Here is an 18613-nt window from a genome sequence, read left to right as displayed (position 1 = left end):
GTAGGCACGGCACGTGACTCTCGACGACCTCAACCAGCGCCTCCGCGACTTCGCCGCGGCACGAGCCTGGGAACCGTTTCATACCCCGAAGAACCTGGTCATGGCCCTTTCCGGGGAAGTCGGCGAGCTGACCTCGCTGTTCCAGTGGCTGACCCCGGAGGAGTCCGCGAAGTGGCGCTCCGATCCTGAGCTGGCACACAACGTGGTCGACGAGATCGCCGACGTCACGCTGTATCTCCTCCAGCTGGCGAACAGCCTCGGGGTCGACCTGATCGAGGCGGCCAACGCCAAGATCGACCGGAACGAAATCCGTTTCCCGGCTAATCGGCCCTGACGGCGATCTGCCAGCCGCCGAGCAGGCCACCGACACCCAGCACACCCACGAAGATGCCCGCCGCGAGCCCCGCGCCGCCGAACAACGCGAGCACCGTGATGACCATGAGCAGCATCCCGAACCCCATCAGGGCCCGGCCACCCCACAGTTTCACCGACGGCGGGGACGGCACCGGCGGCGCGAACCCGTGCTGAGCAGGCGCCCGCGGAGGCGGCACGAAGACGGCGGTCCGCTGCTCGACGGCGTGGACCGGCCAATGCACCGGAGCCGCGGGAGCCGGGATCGGGGGAACGAGGCCGAGCACTTCACGAGCCTCGGCGACTCCGAGCACCTTCGCGCCGAGTTCAACCGCCCTGGCGATCCGCGGCTCGGCACGGGGCACTCCGGAGCCCACGGCCAGATGGGTCACCGACGCGGTGAGTTTCTTCGCGAGCTGAAAGCCCGCGTCGAGCACGGCGGCGCGCAGATCGTCCTCCGCCAGCCCGTCGCCGAGAACCAGGACGCGGCGGCGCACGCCGGGTCCGGCCCCGGTGGCCCGGAGTCCGCGCAGTGTTTCGGGCACCCGCAACGCCGCCGCGACGGCACGCAGATCCCGTTCTTCCTCCGCGGTGATGACGCCGTCGCTTTCGGCGAGCTCGCGCATCGCCTTGACGAAGCCGGTGTGCACGCGGTGCAGGTCGGCGTCCGACATCCCGGCCGCCGAGGCCGCCGCGCCGAGGGCTCTCGCCTCGGCGTCGGAAACATGCCGGTCCGCCAAGGCGTTCCCGAGCAATTCGACATAGGCGTCCTGCAGCGAGCCGGTGGCTCCAAACGCGGCCTCGGGTACCCGGTCGACGAAGTCCGCCATCCAGGTGCCGCCGCTCGGCGCCACCACACGACGAGGCGACAGGCGCGCGGCGGGCGCGAACCGCGGCAGTTCCGGGAGCACCGGCCGTTCCGCGAACCTGAGGCCGTGCGTGTGCACCAGCGTCGTCACGATCCGGGCGCACACGTGGGCGTCGGCGAGCGCCGTGTGCGCCGCGAACTCGCCGACACCGACCGCCTCGGCGACCGTGGCCAGGCGGTAGTTCGGCAACCGCAGCGCGCGCCGCGCCGCGGCCAGTGTGCACACCCCCGGCATCGCCGGGATCCGCGCGCCCAACCTGCCGGATTCCCCGTCGAGGAATCGCGCTTCGAAGGGCAGGTTGTGTCCGACCAGGACACTGCCCTGGCAGACATCGAGGAAGTCGCCCAGCACCTCACCGAGGTACGGAGCGCCGTCGAGCTCACGGCGGGTGATCCGGTGCACGTGGGCGGGGCCGGGATCCACGCCGGGGCCCGGGTTGACCAGCGTCGAAAACTCCCGCAGGACCGTGCCGTCCGCCCGGATGCGCACGGCCGCGACCTCGACCACATGCCCTGGGTGCAGGCCGGTGGTCTCGAAGTCGATGGCGGTGAATTCGGTCGTCCCCACGGCGAACCGGCCGTCTGGAGTCAACGCGAGATTTTCGACTGTCTCCGCCATTTCGTTTCCTTTTCTCGAAGCGTCCATCGGTGGATCGTGAGGCCGCCGCCCGCGTAACGTCCGAAGGCCGACGGTGATCCGTTCGTGGCCGCTTCGTGACGGAAAACCCGCGGGTGTAACACCATTCCCCGGGTGAACGACAAAAACCGGCGAAGCTCACCCGAAGCAAGGAATTCCGAGGACGCCCATGCACACCGGTCCCTCCCGCGACAAGCGGATGCCCCGCTGGATGATGATCGTCCTCGCCGCCTTTTCGGTGCTTTTCGTTCTCGGCGCCGTCTTCGGGAAAACCCCTCAGCCACAACAAGAACAGCCCGTCGCGGCGAAGAGTTCCGCCCCGTCGACGTCGACCACGCCGCCCCCGACGACGTCCTCGTCCGCCGCTCCGAGCGCCTACCGGGTCGCCGGAATCGTGGACGCCGGCACGGTCAAGGTGACCGGCCCCGACGGGGAAAGAATCGTCAAGATCCTCGGTTTGACGACCCCGCCGAACACGAACGGATGTTTCGCCGAGGAAACCCTCACGTGGGCGAAGAACACACTGGCCGGACAAGAGGTCATCATTCGAGCCGTTTCCGATGAAGCCGGTGTCGCGCTGGCATCGGTGAGCCTGGTGAGCGGCGGCGACTACGCCACCGCCGCGCTCAAGGCCGGATACGCGAAATTCGCGAGCAGGGCGGTCGAGACGACCATCGGCACCGCGCTGAAGGCCGCCGAAGACACCGCGCGAGCGGCGGGGAACGGGCTGTGGGGGCCGCCCTGCTTCGGCAAGATCGACACTCCTCCCACCTCCGTCGCGCCACCACCGCAACCGGTCGCCCCGCCGATCACCCGGGCCGAACCCACCACGAAGAAGTCCACCCCTCCGCCCGCGGCGGCCGAACCGGATCCGCCCAAGGCGGTGTCCTATGCGAACTGCGACGCGGTGCGGGCGGCCGGAGCGGCACCGTTGTACGCGGGTCAGCCCGGCTACAGCCGCAAACTCGACCGGGACGGCGACGGCGTCGCCTGCGAGCCGAAGAAGTAGTTCCCGGCGCCCGGTTAGCCGCCTTTCGGGTCTTGTGGGGCGTTCGTTCGGCGGAAACACTGTGCCGACGTCCCTGGAGGTGGCCCTTGTCGCGTTCGGCTCGCACCGTGTTCCTGGCCCTTGTGCTGTCCCTGAGCGCGGTCGCCGCGCCGGCCTATGCGGCGCCGCCCCCGACGACGCATCGGGACCCTGGCAACGGGCCGGAACGCAACGAGATCGCCGCGACCGACCAGCCGATGAGCGTCGCGCGGGCCGCGGCGGGCGAGAACGTCGCGGGCGATCGTTCCGGCTACCCGCGCAAGACGAAACTGCGCGTGTACCCGGAGAACACGGCCGACAAGTCGATCAAGCTCGGGCTCGCGCCGTATCACGCGATCGCGCCGAAGCTGAACGCGTTGCAAGCGCGCAGTGACCGGATCTCCGTCGAGATCGCCGGGCAGTCCGGCCTCGGCCGGGACCTCTACCTGGTGACGATCACCGCGCCGGAGAGCCCGTCCGAGACGCGGCGGCAGGACGCTTGGCGGTCCCTGATCGAGAACGACCCGGCCCGCGCCGCGCGCGACCCGTTCCTGCGCCATGGCTACAAGGCGCCGGTGTGGATCAACAACAACATCCACGGCAACGAATGGGAAGGCACCGACGGCGCGCTCCGGGTCATCGAGAAGCTGGCGACGTCGAACGACCGCAAGACCGCCGAACTGCTGAAACGGAACCGGTTCTACTTCAACGTCACGGCCAATCCGGACGGTCGCGTCGCCGGCACGCGGCAGACGTCGCAGGGTTTCGACCCCAACCGCGACTTCGTCACCGCGTCGCAGCCGGAGGTGCGGGCCATGCGCGGGATCGCCATCGGCAAGCAGCCGCTGATGATGCTGGACGAACACGGGTACGTCGCGAACACGCTCATCGAGCCGACCACGCCGCCGCACGGCCAGAACTACGATTTCGACCTCTACATCAAGCACGGATACGCGAACGGGCTCGGCATGGAGAAGGCGGTCCAGGCGCTCGGACGGCCGGAGACGGCGAAGCCCGAGATCCCGTTCCGCGACTACGAACCCGGCAGCTGGGACGGCTGGGCGCCGATCTACACCGCCCAGTACGCGATGTACCACGGCGCGGTGTCCTTCACGATCGAGATCCCGATGCGGGTCAACAACGCGGACTACGAGACGCAGCCGGTGGCCGAGCTTCAGCGGCGCGCGGTGATCAACACCGAGGTCGTCGAGGCCACCATCGGCAGCACGCTGACCTACGTCGACCGCAACCGCGGCGAGCTCATCGCGAACCAGATCGAGATGTTCCGCCGCGGTACGGCGGGTGAGGCACAGCGCGAGATCCCCGACGGGTTCGTGCCCGGTTTCGGACCGGAAGACCGCTACCGCACCGAGTTCCCGCGCGCGTACGTCGTCCCCGGCGGCGCGGACCAGCGTTCCGCCGTCGCCGCTTCCCGGTTGGTCGACCACCTGGTGGCCAACGACGTCCGTGTCCGCCAGGCGGATCGTCCGTTCTCGCTGGCCGGACGCCGGTATCCGGCCGGTTCGTACGTGGTCGACATGCACCAGCCGAAACGCGGCCTGGCGAACGTGATGCTGGAGCAGGGCAGCGACATCTCGGCGAAGGTGCCGGTCATGTACGACATCTCCGGCTGGAGCCATCGCCTGCTGTGGGGCGCGTCGGTCGACATCGTCAAGCAGGGCCGCCTCGACCTCCGGGCGCACGACGTCGTCGCCGCGTCGCCGACCGGTGGCGTCGACGCCGCGCCGGGCCGTGACCTCGCGCTGAAGCTCGTCGACGGCAAGGACGTCAGCGCCGTCAACGACCTGCTGAACCGCGGCCTCGCCCTCGGCCGTACCGACGACGGCACGGTCGTCGTTCCCGCGTCGGCGCGGCAGGCCGCCGCGGAGGTGGCGGACCGCTACGGCGTCCGGTTCACCGAAGCGAGCGGGACGGCGACGCCGTTGTCGCGCAAGACCATCGCGGCAGCGGTCGGCCCGGACGAGCTGAAAGCGCTGCGGGACATGGGCTTCGACGTGCGGCCGGTGTCGGCGGCGGTGCTCAACGCGGGCTTCGACTGGTCCCGGGTGGACCTGCTGTTCGTCTCATCGGGACTGCGGTACACCGACCTCACCCCGGCCGCGAAGGACGCTTTGCGCGCCTTCCTCGCTCGCGGCGGCGTGGTCACCCGCGGTGCCACGGGCGCGCGGTTCAACACCGACGCGGGGCTTCTCGAAGCACGTCCGGTCGCGGGCTGGGAAGACGGGAACGGCGTCGTTTCGGTCGTCAACGGGACCGGGCCGGTGGGTAGTGGCGCGTTGCCGGACTCGTTCGTCTACGGGCCGTTCTGGTTCACCGACCTCGGCTCCTCGGTCACCGTCGAGCAGCGCTACGCGAGCGGGAATCCGCTGGTCGCGGGGCATTGGCGGACGCGGGACGACGGCACGGGCGGGCCGCTGCAGGCGGCGGGACAGGCCTCGGTCGTGTCCGGGACCTCGGGGCTCGGCGGACGGGCGGTGCTGTTCGGCACCGAACCGCTGTTCCGCGATCACCCGAAGGGCTTGTACTCGCAGGTGGCCAAGGCGATTTACTGGGCCGCCGCGAAGTAACGTGGGGGTATGCCCGTATCCCGTGGCCGGAAGCCGAAGAAGAACAAGAAGCCGGCAAGGGCGCAGAGGCCGCAGGCCATGGAGCCTGCGGCCCTGCCGGATTGGATGCCGGGGGCGATCGAGAACGCCCTCGACGAGGCGGGCGTTCTCCTGAAGGCGCAAAGCCCTCGCGAACTCGAGGAGGCGACGGCCTCGCTGCTCGGAGCCGAGCTGCACCGGGCGATTCAAGGCGAGAACGACGGCTTGGACTTCGACCTGTTCTTCGAAGCCGTCGTGCTCGCGGCGGCGAACGCGGAGCCGCGCCAGGAGCTTTGGCTGCTGCTACAGGGGATGAGCGCGATCTCCCCACCGGGCTTCGAGTCGTTCGTGCGCGCGAGCGTGAGCAGGCTGCGGAAGGCATTGCGGTCGGAAGTCCTGCCCGAATGGCCCCAGCTGGCCGCGAAGATCAAGGCGACGGGCGACGTCTGGGAACTCCAGGATGTCTACGGAACGCGCCTCGGCGTGTTCGCGACGTTCTCCTACCCCGGTGACGCGGCCACAACGGTGTACGAGTTCGAAATCGACACGTCGTGGATTCCCCGCCTCGTCGGTGGCGGCGTCCACGACTCGCTCGACCGGGCGGCCGAAGCATGGCGGAAGCGTTTCGGCGGGACGGCGGTGCCCAGACCGGTCACGGACCCGGGCCGTCTGGACGGTCTCGTCAACCGCTCGCTGGACATCCTCGGCGACGAATCGCGCACCGTCCTGGACAATTGGTACCGCGCCGAACGGCGGTACCTGACCCTCGATACCGCGCTGAAGAACCGCGGCCTGCGGTTGCCGCCGATCCGCTCCTATTACTCGGACATCGACCCGACGGTGATGACCGTCCCCTTCAACGCCTGGCACCTCGAGACCTTCGGTAACGAGCCCGACGATCTGGTGGTCGAAGAGCTGGCCGCCGAGTGGATGGAGGGCGTCGTCCCGGCTACCTGGTTCGCGGTGTCGCCGGACCGGCTCGGTCATATCACCGCGCTGATCGGCGACTGGGCGGACGACCCCGTCCGGCCCGCCGCGCAGGCGCTGCTGCCGACGTGGGCGCGCTGGCTGGGCGAGCGGTCCGGTCTGCCGTCAACGCTGGTGGACGGGGTGGTCGCCGTCGCGACGAAGTAACGTGGGGGTATGCCGATCCAGGTGCTGCTCATCGACGACCACGAGGTGGTGAGGCGCGGCCTGCGTGACCTCCTCACCGACGAGCCCGACATCGAGGTGGTCGCCGAGGCGAGCGGGGTCGACGAGGCCCTGGCCGTGGCGATGCACGTCGAGCCGGACGTCGCGGTGGTCGACGTGCGGCTCGGCGACGGCGACGGCATCGCGCTCTGCCGTGAACTGCGGTCGAAGCCGAACCCGCCGCAGTGCCTGATGCTGACCGCGTTCGACGACGAGGAGGCCATGGTCGGCGCGATCATGGCCGGCGCGGCCGGGTACCTGCTGAAACAGGTCCGCGGCCAGGACGTCGTCAACGCGGTCCGCGAGGTCGCGGCCGGCCGGTCCCTGCTCGATCCGCTCTCGACGGCGCGGGTGCTCGACAAGCTGCGGCATCCACCCGAGGACGAGCTCGGCTCCCTCACCGAACGCGAGCGCGAGGTGCTGGAGCTGATCGGGCAGGGCATGTCCAACCGCGAGATCGCGGAGCGGCTGTTCCTCGCCGAGAAGACGGTGAAGAACTACGTGACGTCGGTCCTCGCGAAGCTGGGCATGCAGCGCCGCACGCAGGCCGCGGCGTGGATCGCGCGCCGGGACAGGTAGTGCGCGAAATACGTACCCCCCCCCCGTCGTTTTGGCCGAAGGTCCCGGTCGAGCCGGGGTTCCGCTCCTGGTTGACCAACGCTCCCGAACGACAGCTCCTCGTGGTCGTCCGGACGTTGACGACGTTGAACCGGCTCCAGGACATCCTGACCCTGACGAGCGCCGATCTCCGGATCCAGACCACCTTCACCTTCGACGAGGCGCGGCCGGGGATCCTATCGGCCGGCGTGAGTGACGCGTTGCGTGCCCTGCGTGTCGCCGTCACCCCGTGGGAGCAGGCCGCGAAGAACACCTTCGACCTCATTCTCGCGGCGAGCGAGAACGACGCCCTGCACGAGCTGAACGGGCCGATCCTGCTGGTGCCGCACGGAATCGGTTACCAGAAGTACTACCCGGGCGGACGGGTCACGTCGGGGATGGATCCGGATCGGCTCGTGCACCACGACCGGGTGATCCCGGCGGCGATCGCGCTTTCGCACTCCGTGCAACGGGAACAGCTGAAGTCGGCCTGCCCGGAGGCGCTGGACCGGGCGGTCGTCGTCGGCGATCCCTGCCACGACCGGATGCTGGCGAGCAGGCACCGGGTGGCGGCGTATCGCGCGGCGCTCGGCGCCGGGAACCGGAAGGTCGTCGCGATCGCGTCGACCTGGGGCCGGCATTCGCTCTACGCCACGCATCCGCGCCTGCCTCACCGGCTGCTGGCCGAACTGCCGCTCGACGACTACCAGATCGTCCTCACCCTGCATCCCGGCGTGTGGGCGGCGCACAGCCCGTGGCAGCTGGAGTCGTGGCTACGGCCGGACCTCGCCGCCGGGCTCACCCTCGTTCCCCCGGATCACGGCTGGCAGGCCGCGTTGCTGGCCGCGGACCTCGTGCTCTCCGACCAGGGATCCGCCGCGCTTTACGCCGCCGCGGCGGGCAAACCCGTGCTTCTCACCGCGTCCGCCGCCACCACGACGGTGGACGACTCGCCGCTCGCGATGCTGACCCGGGTCGCGGCGGAAGTGGCGGGCGAAGGGCTTCGAGAGCAGATCGACGCGGCCATCGAGACCCATGTCCCGGAGCGCTACCGGCCGATCGTCGACCAAGCCGTCGAAGACGCCGCGAGCGGTCCGCGGCTGGGAGATGTGCTCTACGACCTGGTGAACCTGACGCGGCCCGATCCTCAGCCGGGCTTCCCGCCCGTACCCGATCCGGCACCGGTGACCCATCCGGTGGCGGCGCTCGCCGCCGGCCGGGACGAAACCGGGAAGCTGGTCCGGTTTCCCGCTGCCACCCGGCCGGAAGGCCTGCGCCACCGGCATGTTCTCGCCCACGCGGATCAAGCGACGCTGCGCGAGCTGGACGGCGCGGCCATCGTGTTCGCCGAGGATCCCGGCCGGTTCGACGAGCTGCTCACCCACTGGCCGCTCGCCCGGCTCGTCGCCGCTCCCGCCCCCGGCGGCTGTCTCGCGCGGGTCCGGGACCGCGGCGATTTCCTGCTGTCGGCGGAAACCGACCCGACCCTCCTGGCGAGTCATCTCTACCTTCTGCTCGCCTCGCACGCGGATGTCGAAGGGACGCACACGGTCGGCGGGCGGCCCGTCACCGTCGCCCGGTGTTAGCCAGGACCGAACGGAACTCCGCCTCCCGCGGATGCCCCGCGTCGAAGTACGTCTGCCAGGCACGCTGGAAATGCGTGTGCGCCCGGCCGTGGTCCCCGCGCGCCGCGGAAAGCCTGCCGAACTCCTCCTCGAACTCGGCCGTGTACTGCGTCGCACCGGAAACCAGCCGCCACGCTGCGAGCAGTTCGCGTTCGGCGTCGTCGTAGTGGCCGACCGTCCGGAGGTACTTGGCCCGCACCATGGACACCCGGCCGAGGTTCCGGCTGTCCGACGCGGGGAACTGCTGCGCTGACTCGGCGAGCAACGCCCAGACGTGCTCGTACGCGCCGGCCTTCAGCAGCACGTTCGCCAGCATGCGGGTGTGGATGCCGAGTGACCGGCGGCCCGCCTCGGCCATCGCGCGGTCCAGCGTCACGGCTCGCCACAGGAAGTCCGCGGCCGCCGGGAGAAGCCCCTTCTCTTCGTGAAACCGGCCGCAGAACTCCTGCACGGAAGACTCCAGCGCGGGATCGTCCAGGGTCCGGACCGTTTCGAGCGCCTCTTCCAGCAGCGGCTGGGCGCGGTCGAAATCGTGCAGCAAGAAGAAAGTACGGCCTTGCTGGCTGAGAATCCTCGTGGTCAGCGCCGGTTCGCCGTGCCGCCTCGCCGCAAGGAGGCCGAAGTGGTTGATGTGGGCGAAAAGCCGGTGATGCCCGCGGTTGAGCATGAGCACTTCCAGCGCGCCGCAGATCTGCCCGAGTTCGACGTCCCGTTTCCGCTCGTAGGCCTGAAACGCCAGCGCGCCATAGGTTTCCCGCGCGTCCTCGACCCAGTCGAGCGGCGCCTTGCCCTCGAAATCCGGGGCGGGCACGGAAACCGGCTCGTAGCAACGCAGGCGATCCGGGCTGGTGCGGTGGTCCGCGGCGACGGCCTGGTCACGGAAGAAGACCAACGCCCGATCGGTCGCGACGTCCCTGGTCCCGCGCCGGCGCGCCCCCTCCCGGATCAGGTTGAACAGCCGCTGCCGAGGAGTGCCCGTGGGCGCCAGGAACCCGGCGTCCGTGAGTTCGTCGAGCGCGTCTCCGGCGGGTCTTCCGAAGACCGCGGCCGCCGACGCCGTCGTGAAATCGGGCCCGGGATGGGCGGCCAGCAGTTCGCAGAGCTCGGCGGCGTCGGCGGACAACTCGGCGAACGACTGCTCGAACGCCATCGCGATGACGTCGACGCCCCCGAGCACCCCGGTCCGCCGGAAATCGGCGAGTACCGACGCGACCACGCCGGGCCCACGCCGCAGCCGTTTGCGGATCCGGATTCCCGCCTGCACCAGGGCGAACGGCATGTGGTCGCACAGGGCGGCCAGCTCGGCGGCGGCGTCGCGTTCCGCCTCGACGGCCGCCGGATCCGACGCCTTGCCGAGGAGTTCGAGGGCGAAATCCCGTTCGAGGGAGTCCAGTTCGATCGGCGCGGCGACAGTGCCGGCCAGCAGGTCGTCGTCCTGGCGGATGGCGGTCACCAGCACGAGACTCGACGGCGACGGAGGGATCAGCTCGCGGACGTCCGTGGCCACTTCGGCGTTGTCCAGTGCCAGGAGGAACCGGCGCCGGGCGGTGACCGACCGGTACTGGGCCCACAGCTCGGCGGGGTTCGTGGTCACCAGATTCGTCTCGACCCCGAGCGCGCGCAGGACCCTGGTCGCCACCTCCGAGCGGCGCAGCACGGTGCCGTCGCGATAGTCCGCGAGGTCGACGTAGACCTGATCCGGATACCGGTCGCGGAGGTCGTCCGCGAGCCGGTACACGAGCGCGCTCTTCCCGGCCCCGCGCGGACCGGTGATGACGTGGACGCCCGGCCCCGAAGCGCTCTGCCGTTCCCTGTCGCGGTCGACGAAATGCGCGGGCGCGCCTGGCACGTCGCGGACGCCGGTGCCGTCTCCGGCGAGGATCTCCTGCAGCCGCTCGGCGAATCCGGGATCGGTTTCGACCAGTTCCCGGACCGCGCGCTCGGCGCTGCCGGGATCCGCGAGCAGCGCCTCGACGTCCTGTGCGGTGCGGCGCCGGGCGAGCCGCTTGGCCACCAGGTCCTTCACCCCGCCGGCGGCGCCGACCGCCAGCGCTTTCACGGCTTCACCCAGAACGGCTTCCCACACGGCGTGTTCCCCTCGTCACGGCTCGTACCGAGGCTATCAACGATCGGCCTCTCCGGTCGGGAGACGGCCGATCACGACCTGCCGGTTGTGGAAGAAGTCGTCCTCGCGCAGCACCGTGACACTGCCGGGTGAAGCGCGGAAGTCGACGTACCCGGCCGATTCGAGCGGCATCCGGATCCACGCGGCGATCACGAAGGTGAGCGCACCGCCGTGTGTGACGACGATCTGGTGTTCGCAACGGCTTTCCAGGATCGACTCCATGGCCGCGTACACCCTGGCCGCCATCGCGCCTTTCGTTTCGGCGCCGGGGATTCCCTCGTCGTGCCCCAGCCGGTCGCCGGACGCGGGCGGCGGGACGAACCTGCTGTCGAGCCATTCCTGCGGCTTGCCGCCGGCTTCCCCATACGACTTCTCGCGCAGCCGCCGGTCCAGGATCGGGGCCACGCCGAGCCGTTCGCCGATCAGTTCCGCGGTCCGCGCGGTGCGGCGCAGATCCGAGGAGTAGAGCTCCACCTCGTCCGGCACCTTCGTCCGCAGCGATTCGGCGACGACCGCGGCCGCGCGTTCACCGTCGGGGGTGAGTTCGGCGTCGAACCAGCCACCCACCAGGCGGTCGACGTGGTGGGTGGCCTCCGGATGCGTGACGACGTAGACGGTGCGCATCCTCCGAATCTAAACGCGGGTCAGCTTCGCATAGGCGATGACGTTGTCGAGGTAGTTGCCGGTCGAGGAGTCGAAATCACCGCCGCAGGTGATCAGGCGCAGTTCGGGCCCGGTCGTGTCGCCGTAGACCTTCTCCGTGGGGAAGGACGCCTTCGCATGCCTTTCGACGGCGTACACGGTGAACACCGCGGTGATCCCGTCCTCGCGGTGGACGAGGGCTTGGTCGCCGGCCTTCAGTTCCTTGAGCCGGACGAAGACGCCGGGGATCTTCTTGTAGTCGACGTGTCCGGCGAGGACGGCCGGCCCGATCTCGCCGGGTGCCGGGCCACCGGTGAACCAACCCGTGGTGATCGCGTCGTGCGGCACCTCCAGGGTGCCGTCACCGGCCAGGCCGAGGTCGATGATCTCGCCGGTGCGGACCCCGATCGCGGGGATTTCGAGCTTCGCGGGCCGGGCGGGCGCGAGCGGGGAGACAGCCGTAGGAGAAGGCGTCGCCGAGGAGATGGTGGTTGGCGGCGCCGGCGCCGCGACCTTGCCCGGCGGCGGAACGGCGCACGCGGTCAGCACGACCGCGCACACCACCCCGATGAGGGCGCCGATGACCAGTGGAAACGGCCACCGGCGCCAGAACGCCCCGGTCATCGTTCGGCACGCCGCCGGAGCACCAGGGACGCGCCCGCCGCCGTCGCGGTCAGCAGGGCCGCGCCGGTCAGCGCGACCGCGGCGACCTCCAGGGGGCCACCGTTGGCCTCTCCGCCGCCGGTCGCGACGCCGCCGACGGGTTTGACCTTGACCTGGCCCGATTTCGCCGGTTCGCCGAACCGGGATTCGCAGGCGTATCCGTCGTGGTCACCGTCGAGCTTGTGCGGGTCCCGCGGATTCTTCTCGAGCTCGGCCTGCGCGGCGGCCTGTGACGGGAAATCGGCGCAATCCTTGTCGGTGGATCGCGGCGCCGTCGTTTTCGTGGTGCTCGGCGGTTTCGTGGTGCTCGGCGGCGCGGTGGGCGTGGTCGTTCCGGACGGCACCGTTCCGCGCTTGGGAAGGTCTTCGCAGGCGACACCGTCCTTGTCTCGATCGAGCCCGTGCGGATCGGATCGATCCTTCTCGAGTACGGCTTGCGCCTCTTCCTGGAACTGGAAGTTCCCGCAGTCCAGGTCGGCGATCGAGGGCGCTTCCGCCAGCGCGAACGCCACGGAAGCGGGGCCGAACAAGGAGAATCCGGCGAGGATGACAGCCGTGCCGAGGGCGCGACGAACCGAGGACATGGGGAGTCCTTTCACTGGGAATTCGCGCTCCGAGCGCGTTCGATGCACTTACAGTCGCGCACCGGCTCCAGCTGTTACCGTTAATTTCACCCGTTTTGATCGAGCGGAACGTCGAAAGCGACCAAAGTCCCCAGACTCGGGGAGGAATTGATCGAAAAGCGCCCGCCGGATGTCGTCGCTCGTTCGGCGAGATGCCGGAGACCGCGTTTGGCCACTCCCTGCGGAACACCGGATCCGTTGTCCCGCACGCGGAGCTTGACGCCTTCCACGTCCCGGCTGAGGGTCACGCGGGTCTCGCTCGCGCCGGAGTGTCTGACCACATTGGACAGTGCTTCGCGCAGGGCCGCGCGGATGTGGTCCGCCTGTTCGGCGGGGATGTCGGCCAGCTCGCCCGACAGTTCGAGGGTCGGTGGGTAGCCGAGCAGCTCGCCCGCGATCCGTACTTCGCCGCGTGCGGACTCGGCGAGGTCGGTGGCGGTGACCGGCTGGTTCGCGGGTTCCGGGCTGCGCAGGGCGCGCACCGTGCCACGGATCTCTTCGATGGTCTGGTCGAGCTGGTCGATCGCCTCGGACAGCCGCGCGCCGTCGGCCTGCGCGAACCGTTTCCGCATGTTCTTGCGGACGCGGTCGAGCTGCATCCCGGCGCCGTAAAGTCGCTGCACGATGACGTCGTGCAGCTCGCGCGCGATGCGTTCACGCTCTTGATAGAGGGTGACGCGATGCCGGGCGTTGGCGCCTTCCGCGAGCGCCAGCACCACACCCGCCTGCGCGGCGAACGCCGTGAGCACCTCGACCGTGCTGGCGGAGAACGGTTCCCCGCCGTGGCGGCGGTACACGGTGAGCGCGCCGAGCACGCGCCCGCCCGCGCCGAACGCCGACGCGGCGAAAGGCCCGAAGCCCTGAAGCTCCGGCGGCACGAACGGCGCCGTGCGGGGGTCGACGGTGAAATCCTCGCTGACCACCGGTTTCCCGCCCCTGGCGACCTGACCCGCGGCGGAATCGGCGGAAAAAGCCAGCCCCCGGAGCCCTTGGGTGGTGTCCCCGTGCGCCGCCTCGGCGACCACCTGGCCGTCGTCCGCGCGCACCATGACGAGACCGAGGTCGGCCTCGGCCAGTTCGACGGCGCGGGCGACCACGGTCTCCAGCACGTCGCCCGGGTCTTCACCCGACAGGGCGGTGCCGGTGATCTCGGTGGCGGCGGACAGTGCGCGCGCGGCAAGCGTGGGATCCATGAGCGCTATCGACATTAGTCGGCTCCGGCCATCGCGCGCGCTGTGACGCGGCCCTCCCGCACCTCCAGGATCACGTCCGCGCCGTCGGCTTCGGCGGCGTTGTGCGTGACGTGGACGACGGTCTTCCCGGCGAGCGCCTCACCGAGCCGTTCGCGGACGGCGCGCGCGGTCGGCTCGTCGAGATGGGCGGTGGGCTCGTCGAGCAGGACGAGATCGGCCCGCGCGGCACCGAGCACGGCCCGTGCCAGCGCGACCCGCTGCGCCTGCCCGCCCGAGAGCCCGGCGCCGGCGCTGTCGAGCATCGTCGTGAGCTCGACGTCCTCGAGAACCGCCTGGTACAAGGCTTTCCGCAGGTCGGCCTCGGATGCCGTCGGCTTGGCCAGGCGCAGGTTCTCGGCGACCGTGGTCGAGACGAGCATCGGCTCCTGCGGCGCCCAGGCGACGTTCTCGGGAACGGCGACGTCACCCTTGCTCGGCTTGAGGAAACCGAGCAGGGCCGCGACGAGCGTCGACTTCCCGGCGCCGCTCGGGCCGACGACGGCGACGTGCGTGCCGGGCGCGATGTCGAGGTCGACGCCGGTGAGGACCGGGTGCTCGGTGCCGGGCCAGCCGAGGTCGGCGTCGCGGATCCGCACCCCGCCGGTGTCAGGAACGGGGCTTTCCTTGCGAATTTTGCAAGGAACGGACCGTTCATTGCACGCGGCGAGGCGCAGACGGGCCTGGCGCAGGGTGTCCCAGTGCTGCGCGGCGGGCGGAAGAAGGGAGAGGACCTCCGCCAGTGCGAGCGGCACCAAGGCGACCACCGGCGCGAGGACCGGGTTCAGCGCGCCTGCGGCGACGGCGCTCACGGCGAACCCGGTGCTCACGACGGTGGCGACCCCCGTCGCCAGGATGATCAGGGCGTCGGCCGCGCCGGCGCCGAAGGCCTGTCGCCGGGCTTCGGCGGTCAGCGCCGCGTCGGTCGTGGCGATTCGGCGACGTCGCTCTTTGTCGACCCCGTACGCGATCAGTTCGGCGGCGGCTTCGAACAGGCTCAGCACCTGCGCCGACACCGAACGCCGTCCGGCGGCCAGCGCACTGGTCGCGCGGCGTTCCACCCGGAGCGCGAGCAGCGGCGCGAACGCGCTGACCAGCACGGCCGCGGCCAGCGCGAGCCCGGCTTCGGGCAGCACGGTGGCCTGGACCGCGACGGCGCCGACGGCCACCAGCGCGACCACGATCAGCGGCGTGATCACCCGCGGGAGCAGGTCGCGCACGGTGTCGGTGTCGCCGACGAGCCGTCGTTGTTCCTCACCGGCCCGAAGCGCGCGAGCCGGGCCGAGCCGCACCAGCGAGTCCCACAGCCGGACGCGCAGGCTTCCGGCGATCCGGAACGCGGCGTCGTGCGTGACCAGCCGTTCGAGGTAGCGCAGCCCCGCGCGGGCGAGGCCGAACGTCCGCACGCCGACGATCAGCACCGTCAGGGTCAGGATCGGCGGCTGTTGTGACGCCTTGGCGATCAGCCAGCCGGAAAGCGCGGTCAGCGCGACCCCGGCGAGCAATGCGGCGGCACCGAGCAACGCGCCACCGAAGAACCTCGGGTGCAGCAGGTCGCGCCAAGGCAGCGGCCTGACGGTCTGTCCGTCTTCAGTGGTTCCGGAGTCGACCGTCGCCGTGGTCGACATGTCGACACCGGAAGTGCGCTCGTGGGCGGCGATGATCGCGGCGGCACCGTGGCCGACGGCCTTCCGGACGGCGGCCATGACGCGCGAGGCGTTGGCCTCGTCGAGGTGGGCGGTGGGTTCGTCGAGCAGGAGCAGCCATGCGCCCGCGCGGACCCGCGTCAACGCCCGCGCCACCGCGACGCGCTGGCGTTGTCCCTGTGAAAGCTTCGAAACCGGCCGTTCGGCGAGCCCGGCCAGCCCGAGTTCACCGAGGAAGTCTTCGCCGCCGGCCTCCTCGCGGACGGTGCCCCCGCCGAACACCGGCGACTGCGGCACCCAGGCGACGTTCTCGCGCCAGCGCTCCAGGTCGGCGTCGGCGAGGTCGGTACCGGCGACGGTGATCGTCCCGTCGTGCGCCTGCACGAAACCGAGCAGCGTGGCGAGCGTCGTCGATTTGCCGCCGCCGCTGGGCGCGCGCAGCCAGGTGATCTCACCGGGCCGGACGCTGAACGTCTCGCCGTCGGGCGCGAATCCGCCGCGCCTGGCGACGCGCAGGCCCCGGACGTCGATCTCGCCCTTGGTGGTCGCCCCGGAACCGTTGGGCGGCAAGGGTTCCGCGAGCACGTCGGCGACGCGGCGGACGGCCTCGACGCCGTCTTCGCTGGCGTGGAACGCGGCGCCGACCGCGCGCAGCGGCTGGTAGCACTCCGGCACGAGGATCAGCACGCCGAGCCCGATGGCCAGCGGCAGTTCGCCGGAGACCAGGCGGACGCCGATCACGACCGCGACCAGCGCGACCGAAAGCGTCGCGATCAGTTCCAGCGCGAACGCCGACGCGAACGCGACCTTCAACGTCTTGAGCGTCGTGCGGCGATGACGTTCGGAGATCTTCCGGACCGTCTCGGCCTGCGCCCCGGCGCGGCGGAACGCGCTGAGGATCGGCAGCGCGCGGACGAGTTCCAGCAGATGCCCGGACAGCCGTTGTTCGGCGTCGGCGGCTTCGGCGACGCGCTCGGCGGTGTGCTTGCCGATCAGGATCGCGAACATCGGCACGAGCGGCACGGTGATCACGACGAGCAGGGCCGACGGCCAGTCGGCGAACAGGATCGCGACACCGGCGGCGAGCGGCACGATCGCGGCGGTCACCAGTGCCGGGAGATACTGGGTGAAGTAGGCGTCGAGCGCGTCGAGTCCCTTGGTGGTCAACGACGTCAGCTCGCCGTGACCGCGGCGCGCGATCCATTCCGGGCCGAGTTTCAAGGCGTGGTCGAGGGCTTTGGCGCGCAGCTCCTCCTTCGCGCGGGCGGCCGCGCGAACGGAAACGATCCGCACCGCCCAGCCGGTCGACGCGCGCCCTGCGACGAGCGCGAGCAGCACGGCCAGCTGGGCGGTGCGGTCCCCCGGTGTTCCGCGGACGACCGCGGAGAGGACGTCGGCCAGCAGGAACGCTTGTCCCACCAGCAAGAGCGCGTTGACGAAGGACAGGATCCCGCTGAGGATCAACGCCCGGCGCGCCGCACTCGAAAGTGGAGCCAGCGCGCCGAGCGGACCCTTCCCCGGTCGCGCTGAGTCCATTGTGGACTCCGTGGCGGAAAGGGTGTCGCGGCCGGGAAGTTCGGTCATGGTGCGTGCACCGGTGGGATGTGCCGGGTGCCGATGCGCTTGCGGAACACCCAGTACGTCCAGCCCTGGTAGATCAGGACGGCGGGCGCGCCAAACAGCGCGACCCAGGTCATCACGGTCAACGTGTACGGGCTCGACGCCTCGCCCGCGATCGTCAGCGTGTTCGCCGGGTCCAAAGTGGACGGCAGGACGTTCGGGTACAGCGCGACGAAGATCGCGACCGCGGCGGCGCCGATGACCCCGCCGAGCGCGGCGAACGCCTGTCCTTCGCGACCGGCGCGGATCTTGAACCACGCGAGGACCGCGGCGACGACGGCGACACCGACGAGGAACAGCGTCCACAGATCACCCGAGCGCAACTGCACGACGATGAGGAAAGCGAGCAACGGCAGCAGCGCGACCGGGAGCAGGCGCGTGGCGAGGTTCCGGGCGCGATGGCGGAGGTCGCCTTCGGTCTTGAGCGCGAGGAACGCGGCGCCGTGGACCAGCGAGAACCCGACCACCGCGATCGCGCCGAGCAGGGTTTCGAGGCTGAGGGCGGCGAACGGGCCGCCGACGCGGTCGCCGTCGGCGTCGAGCGGGAGGCCGAGGACGGTGGTCGCGAGGAGCAGGCCGACGCCGAACGGCGGGACCCACGAACCGATGCCGATGACGCGGTCCCAGTTGCGGCGCCAGCGGTCGGAGTCGACCTTTCCGCGGTACTCGAACGCGACGCCGCGGCCGATGAGGGCGAGCAGGACCACCAGGAGCGGCAGGTAGGCGGCCGAGAACAGCGACGCGTACCAGCCGGGGAACGCGGCGAACATCGCGCCGCCGGCGACGATCAGCCAGACCTCGTTGCCGTCCCAGACCGGGCCGATCGTGTTGACCATGACGCGGCGCTCGGTGTTGTCCTTCGCGAGGACCGGCATGAGCATGCCGACGCCGAAGTCGAAGCCTTCGAGGAAGAGGTAGCCGAGCCAGAAGAGGGCGATGACGCAGAACCAGATCGTTTCGAGGGTCATCGGATGCTCACTTTCCTGGCTTCCGGGGGCTGAAGGACGCTTTGCCCGCATGCGACGCGGTGAAGGACGCTTTCAGCCCGCCCGGAACGGTCGGGCTGCTCTGCGCTTGCCCTGGCGTGTGGCCGGCCCAAGGGTTGCGAAAGCCACTTTCGCAACCTTGAGCGTTGCGAAAGTGGCTTTCGCAACCCGCCTCCA

Annotated in this window: 14 protein-coding genes; 6 read left to right on the top strand and 8 right to left on the bottom strand. The window is 70.4% G+C overall.

Annotated elements, in window-relative coordinates:
* Nucleotides 1–13 precede the first annotated feature (13 nt).
* On the top strand, nt 14–334 hold the full coding sequence (locus tag ACOCEP_RS11990; RefSeq protein WP_482337290.1) for a nucleotide pyrophosphohydrolase: 321 nt from the start codon (nt 14–16) through the stop codon (nt 332–334).
* On the opposite strand, the gene ACOCEP_RS11985 is transcribed toward ACOCEP_RS11990, so the two are convergent.
* Nucleotides 321–1838, bottom strand: coding sequence for a 3'-5' exonuclease (locus tag ACOCEP_RS11985; RefSeq protein WP_482337289.1), 1518 nt, complete (start codon nt 1836–1838; stop codon nt 321–323). The genes ACOCEP_RS11990 and ACOCEP_RS11985 overlap by 14 nt on opposite strands.
* Nucleotides 1839–2025: 187 nt before the next feature.
* Between ACOCEP_RS11985 and ACOCEP_RS11980 the strand changes: the two genes are divergently transcribed.
* The 5 genes from ACOCEP_RS11980 to ACOCEP_RS11960 all read left to right on the top strand — a co-directional run bounded on the left by ACOCEP_RS11980 (nt 2026) and on the right by ACOCEP_RS11960 (nt 8863).
* A complete protein-coding gene (locus ACOCEP_RS11980) occupies nt 2026–2865 on the top strand; it encodes a thermonuclease family protein (RefSeq protein ID WP_482337288.1) in 840 nt (279 codons plus the stop codon).
* Between the two features lie 107 nt (nt 2866–2972).
* Nucleotides 2973–5471 carry a M14 family zinc carboxypeptidase gene (locus tag ACOCEP_RS11975; protein ID WP_482337287.1) on the top strand — a complete coding sequence of 833 codons (2499 nt, stop codon included), beginning with the start codon at nt 2973–2975 and terminating at the stop codon, nt 5469–5471.
* 9 nt (nt 5472–5480) lie between these two features.
* Nucleotides 5481–6623 carry a hypothetical protein gene (locus tag ACOCEP_RS11970; protein ID WP_482337286.1) on the top strand — a complete coding sequence of 381 codons (1143 nt, stop codon included), beginning with the start codon at nt 5481–5483 and terminating at the stop codon, nt 6621–6623.
* 9 nt (nt 6624–6632) lie between these two features.
* Complete coding sequence (locus ACOCEP_RS11965) at nt 6633–7259, top strand: response regulator (protein WP_034309658.1); 627 nt, start codon at nt 6633–6635, stop codon at nt 7257–7259.
* Between the two features lie 71 nt (nt 7260–7330).
* Nucleotides 7331–8863: a hypothetical protein gene (locus tag ACOCEP_RS11960; protein ID WP_482337285.1), complete on the top strand. Its 1533-nt coding sequence runs from the start codon at nt 7331–7333 to the stop codon at nt 8861–8863.
* On the opposite strand, the gene ACOCEP_RS11955 is transcribed toward ACOCEP_RS11960, so the two are convergent.
* The 7 genes from ACOCEP_RS11955 to cydB all read right to left on the bottom strand — a co-directional run bounded on the left by ACOCEP_RS11955 (nt 8844) and on the right by cydB (nt 18418).
* Nucleotides 8844–10961, bottom strand: a complete 2118-nt coding sequence (locus ACOCEP_RS11955) for an AAA family ATPase (RefSeq protein ID WP_482337284.1) — start codon at nt 10959–10961, stop codon at nt 8844–8846. The two genes, ACOCEP_RS11960 and ACOCEP_RS11955, sit on opposite strands and share 20 nt — an antisense overlap.
* Before the next feature lie 63 nt (nt 10962–11024).
* Nucleotides 11025–11651, bottom strand: a complete 627-nt coding sequence (locus ACOCEP_RS11950) for a histidine phosphatase family protein (protein ID WP_482337283.1) — start codon at nt 11649–11651, stop codon at nt 11025–11027.
* Between the two features lie 9 nt (nt 11652–11660).
* Nucleotides 11661–12293: a class F sortase gene (locus ACOCEP_RS11945; RefSeq protein WP_482337282.1), complete on the bottom strand. Its 633-nt coding sequence runs from the start codon at nt 12291–12293 to the stop codon at nt 11661–11663.
* A complete protein-coding gene (locus ACOCEP_RS11940) occupies nt 12290–12916 on the bottom strand; it encodes an excalibur calcium-binding domain-containing protein (RefSeq protein ID WP_482337281.1) in 627 nt (208 codons plus the stop codon). Before ACOCEP_RS11940 ends, ACOCEP_RS11945 begins: the two co-directional genes overlap by 4 nt.
* A gap of 86 nt (nt 12917–13002) precedes the next feature.
* Nucleotides 13003–14148: a GAF domain-containing sensor histidine kinase gene (locus tag ACOCEP_RS11935; RefSeq protein ID WP_482337280.1), complete on the bottom strand. Its 1146-nt coding sequence runs from the start codon at nt 14146–14148 to the stop codon at nt 13003–13005.
* 14 nt (nt 14149–14162) lie between these two features.
* A complete protein-coding gene (gene cydD / locus ACOCEP_RS11930) occupies nt 14163–17414 on the bottom strand; it encodes a thiol reductant ABC exporter subunit CydD (protein ID WP_482337279.1) in 3252 nt (1083 codons plus the stop codon).
* Nucleotides 17411–18418, bottom strand: a complete 1008-nt coding sequence (gene cydB, locus ACOCEP_RS11925) for a cytochrome d ubiquinol oxidase subunit II (protein WP_482337278.1) — start codon at nt 18416–18418, stop codon at nt 17411–17413. The genes cydD and cydB overlap by 4 nt, the downstream gene beginning before the upstream one ends.
* Nucleotides 18419–18613: the final 195 nt, after the last annotated feature.

This window comes from Amycolatopsis sp. CA-211722 (assembly GCF_056828465.1).
This window is presented reverse-complemented; position numbering and strand designations above follow the sequence as displayed.

Coding starts and splice junctions, on each gene's coding strand:
- ACOCEP_RS11935 (WP_482337280.1), bottom strand. CDS start 14,148: ATGGATCCCACGCTTGCCGCGCGCGCACTGTCCGCCGCCACCGAGATC.
- ACOCEP_RS11970 (WP_482337286.1), top strand. CDS start 5,481: ATGCCCGTATCCCGTGGCCGGAAGCCGAAGAAGAACAAGAAGCCGGCA.
- ACOCEP_RS11985 (WP_482337289.1), bottom strand. CDS start 1,838: ATGGCGGAGACAGTCGAAAATCTCGCGTTGACTCCAGACGGCCGGTTC.
- ACOCEP_RS11945 (WP_482337282.1), bottom strand. CDS start 12,293: ATGACCGGGGCGTTCTGGCGCCGGTGGCCGTTTCCACTGGTCATCGGC.
- ACOCEP_RS11965 (WP_034309658.1), top strand. CDS start 6,633: ATGCCGATCCAGGTGCTGCTCATCGACGACCACGAGGTGGTGAGGCGC.
- ACOCEP_RS11940 (WP_482337281.1), bottom strand. CDS start 12,916: ATGTCCTCGGTTCGTCGCGCCCTCGGCACGGCTGTCATCCTCGCCGGA.
- cydD (WP_482337279.1), bottom strand. CDS start 17,414: ATGACCGAACTTCCCGGCCGCGACACCCTTTCCGCCACGGAGTCCACA.
- cydB (WP_482337278.1), bottom strand. CDS start 18,418: ATGACCCTCGAAACGATCTGGTTCTGCGTCATCGCCCTCTTCTGGCTC.
- ACOCEP_RS11980 (WP_482337288.1), top strand. CDS start 2,026: ATGCACACCGGTCCCTCCCGCGACAAGCGGATGCCCCGCTGGATGATG.
- ACOCEP_RS11950 (WP_482337283.1), bottom strand. CDS start 11,651: ATGCGCACCGTCTACGTCGTCACGCATCCGGAGGCCACCCACCACGTC.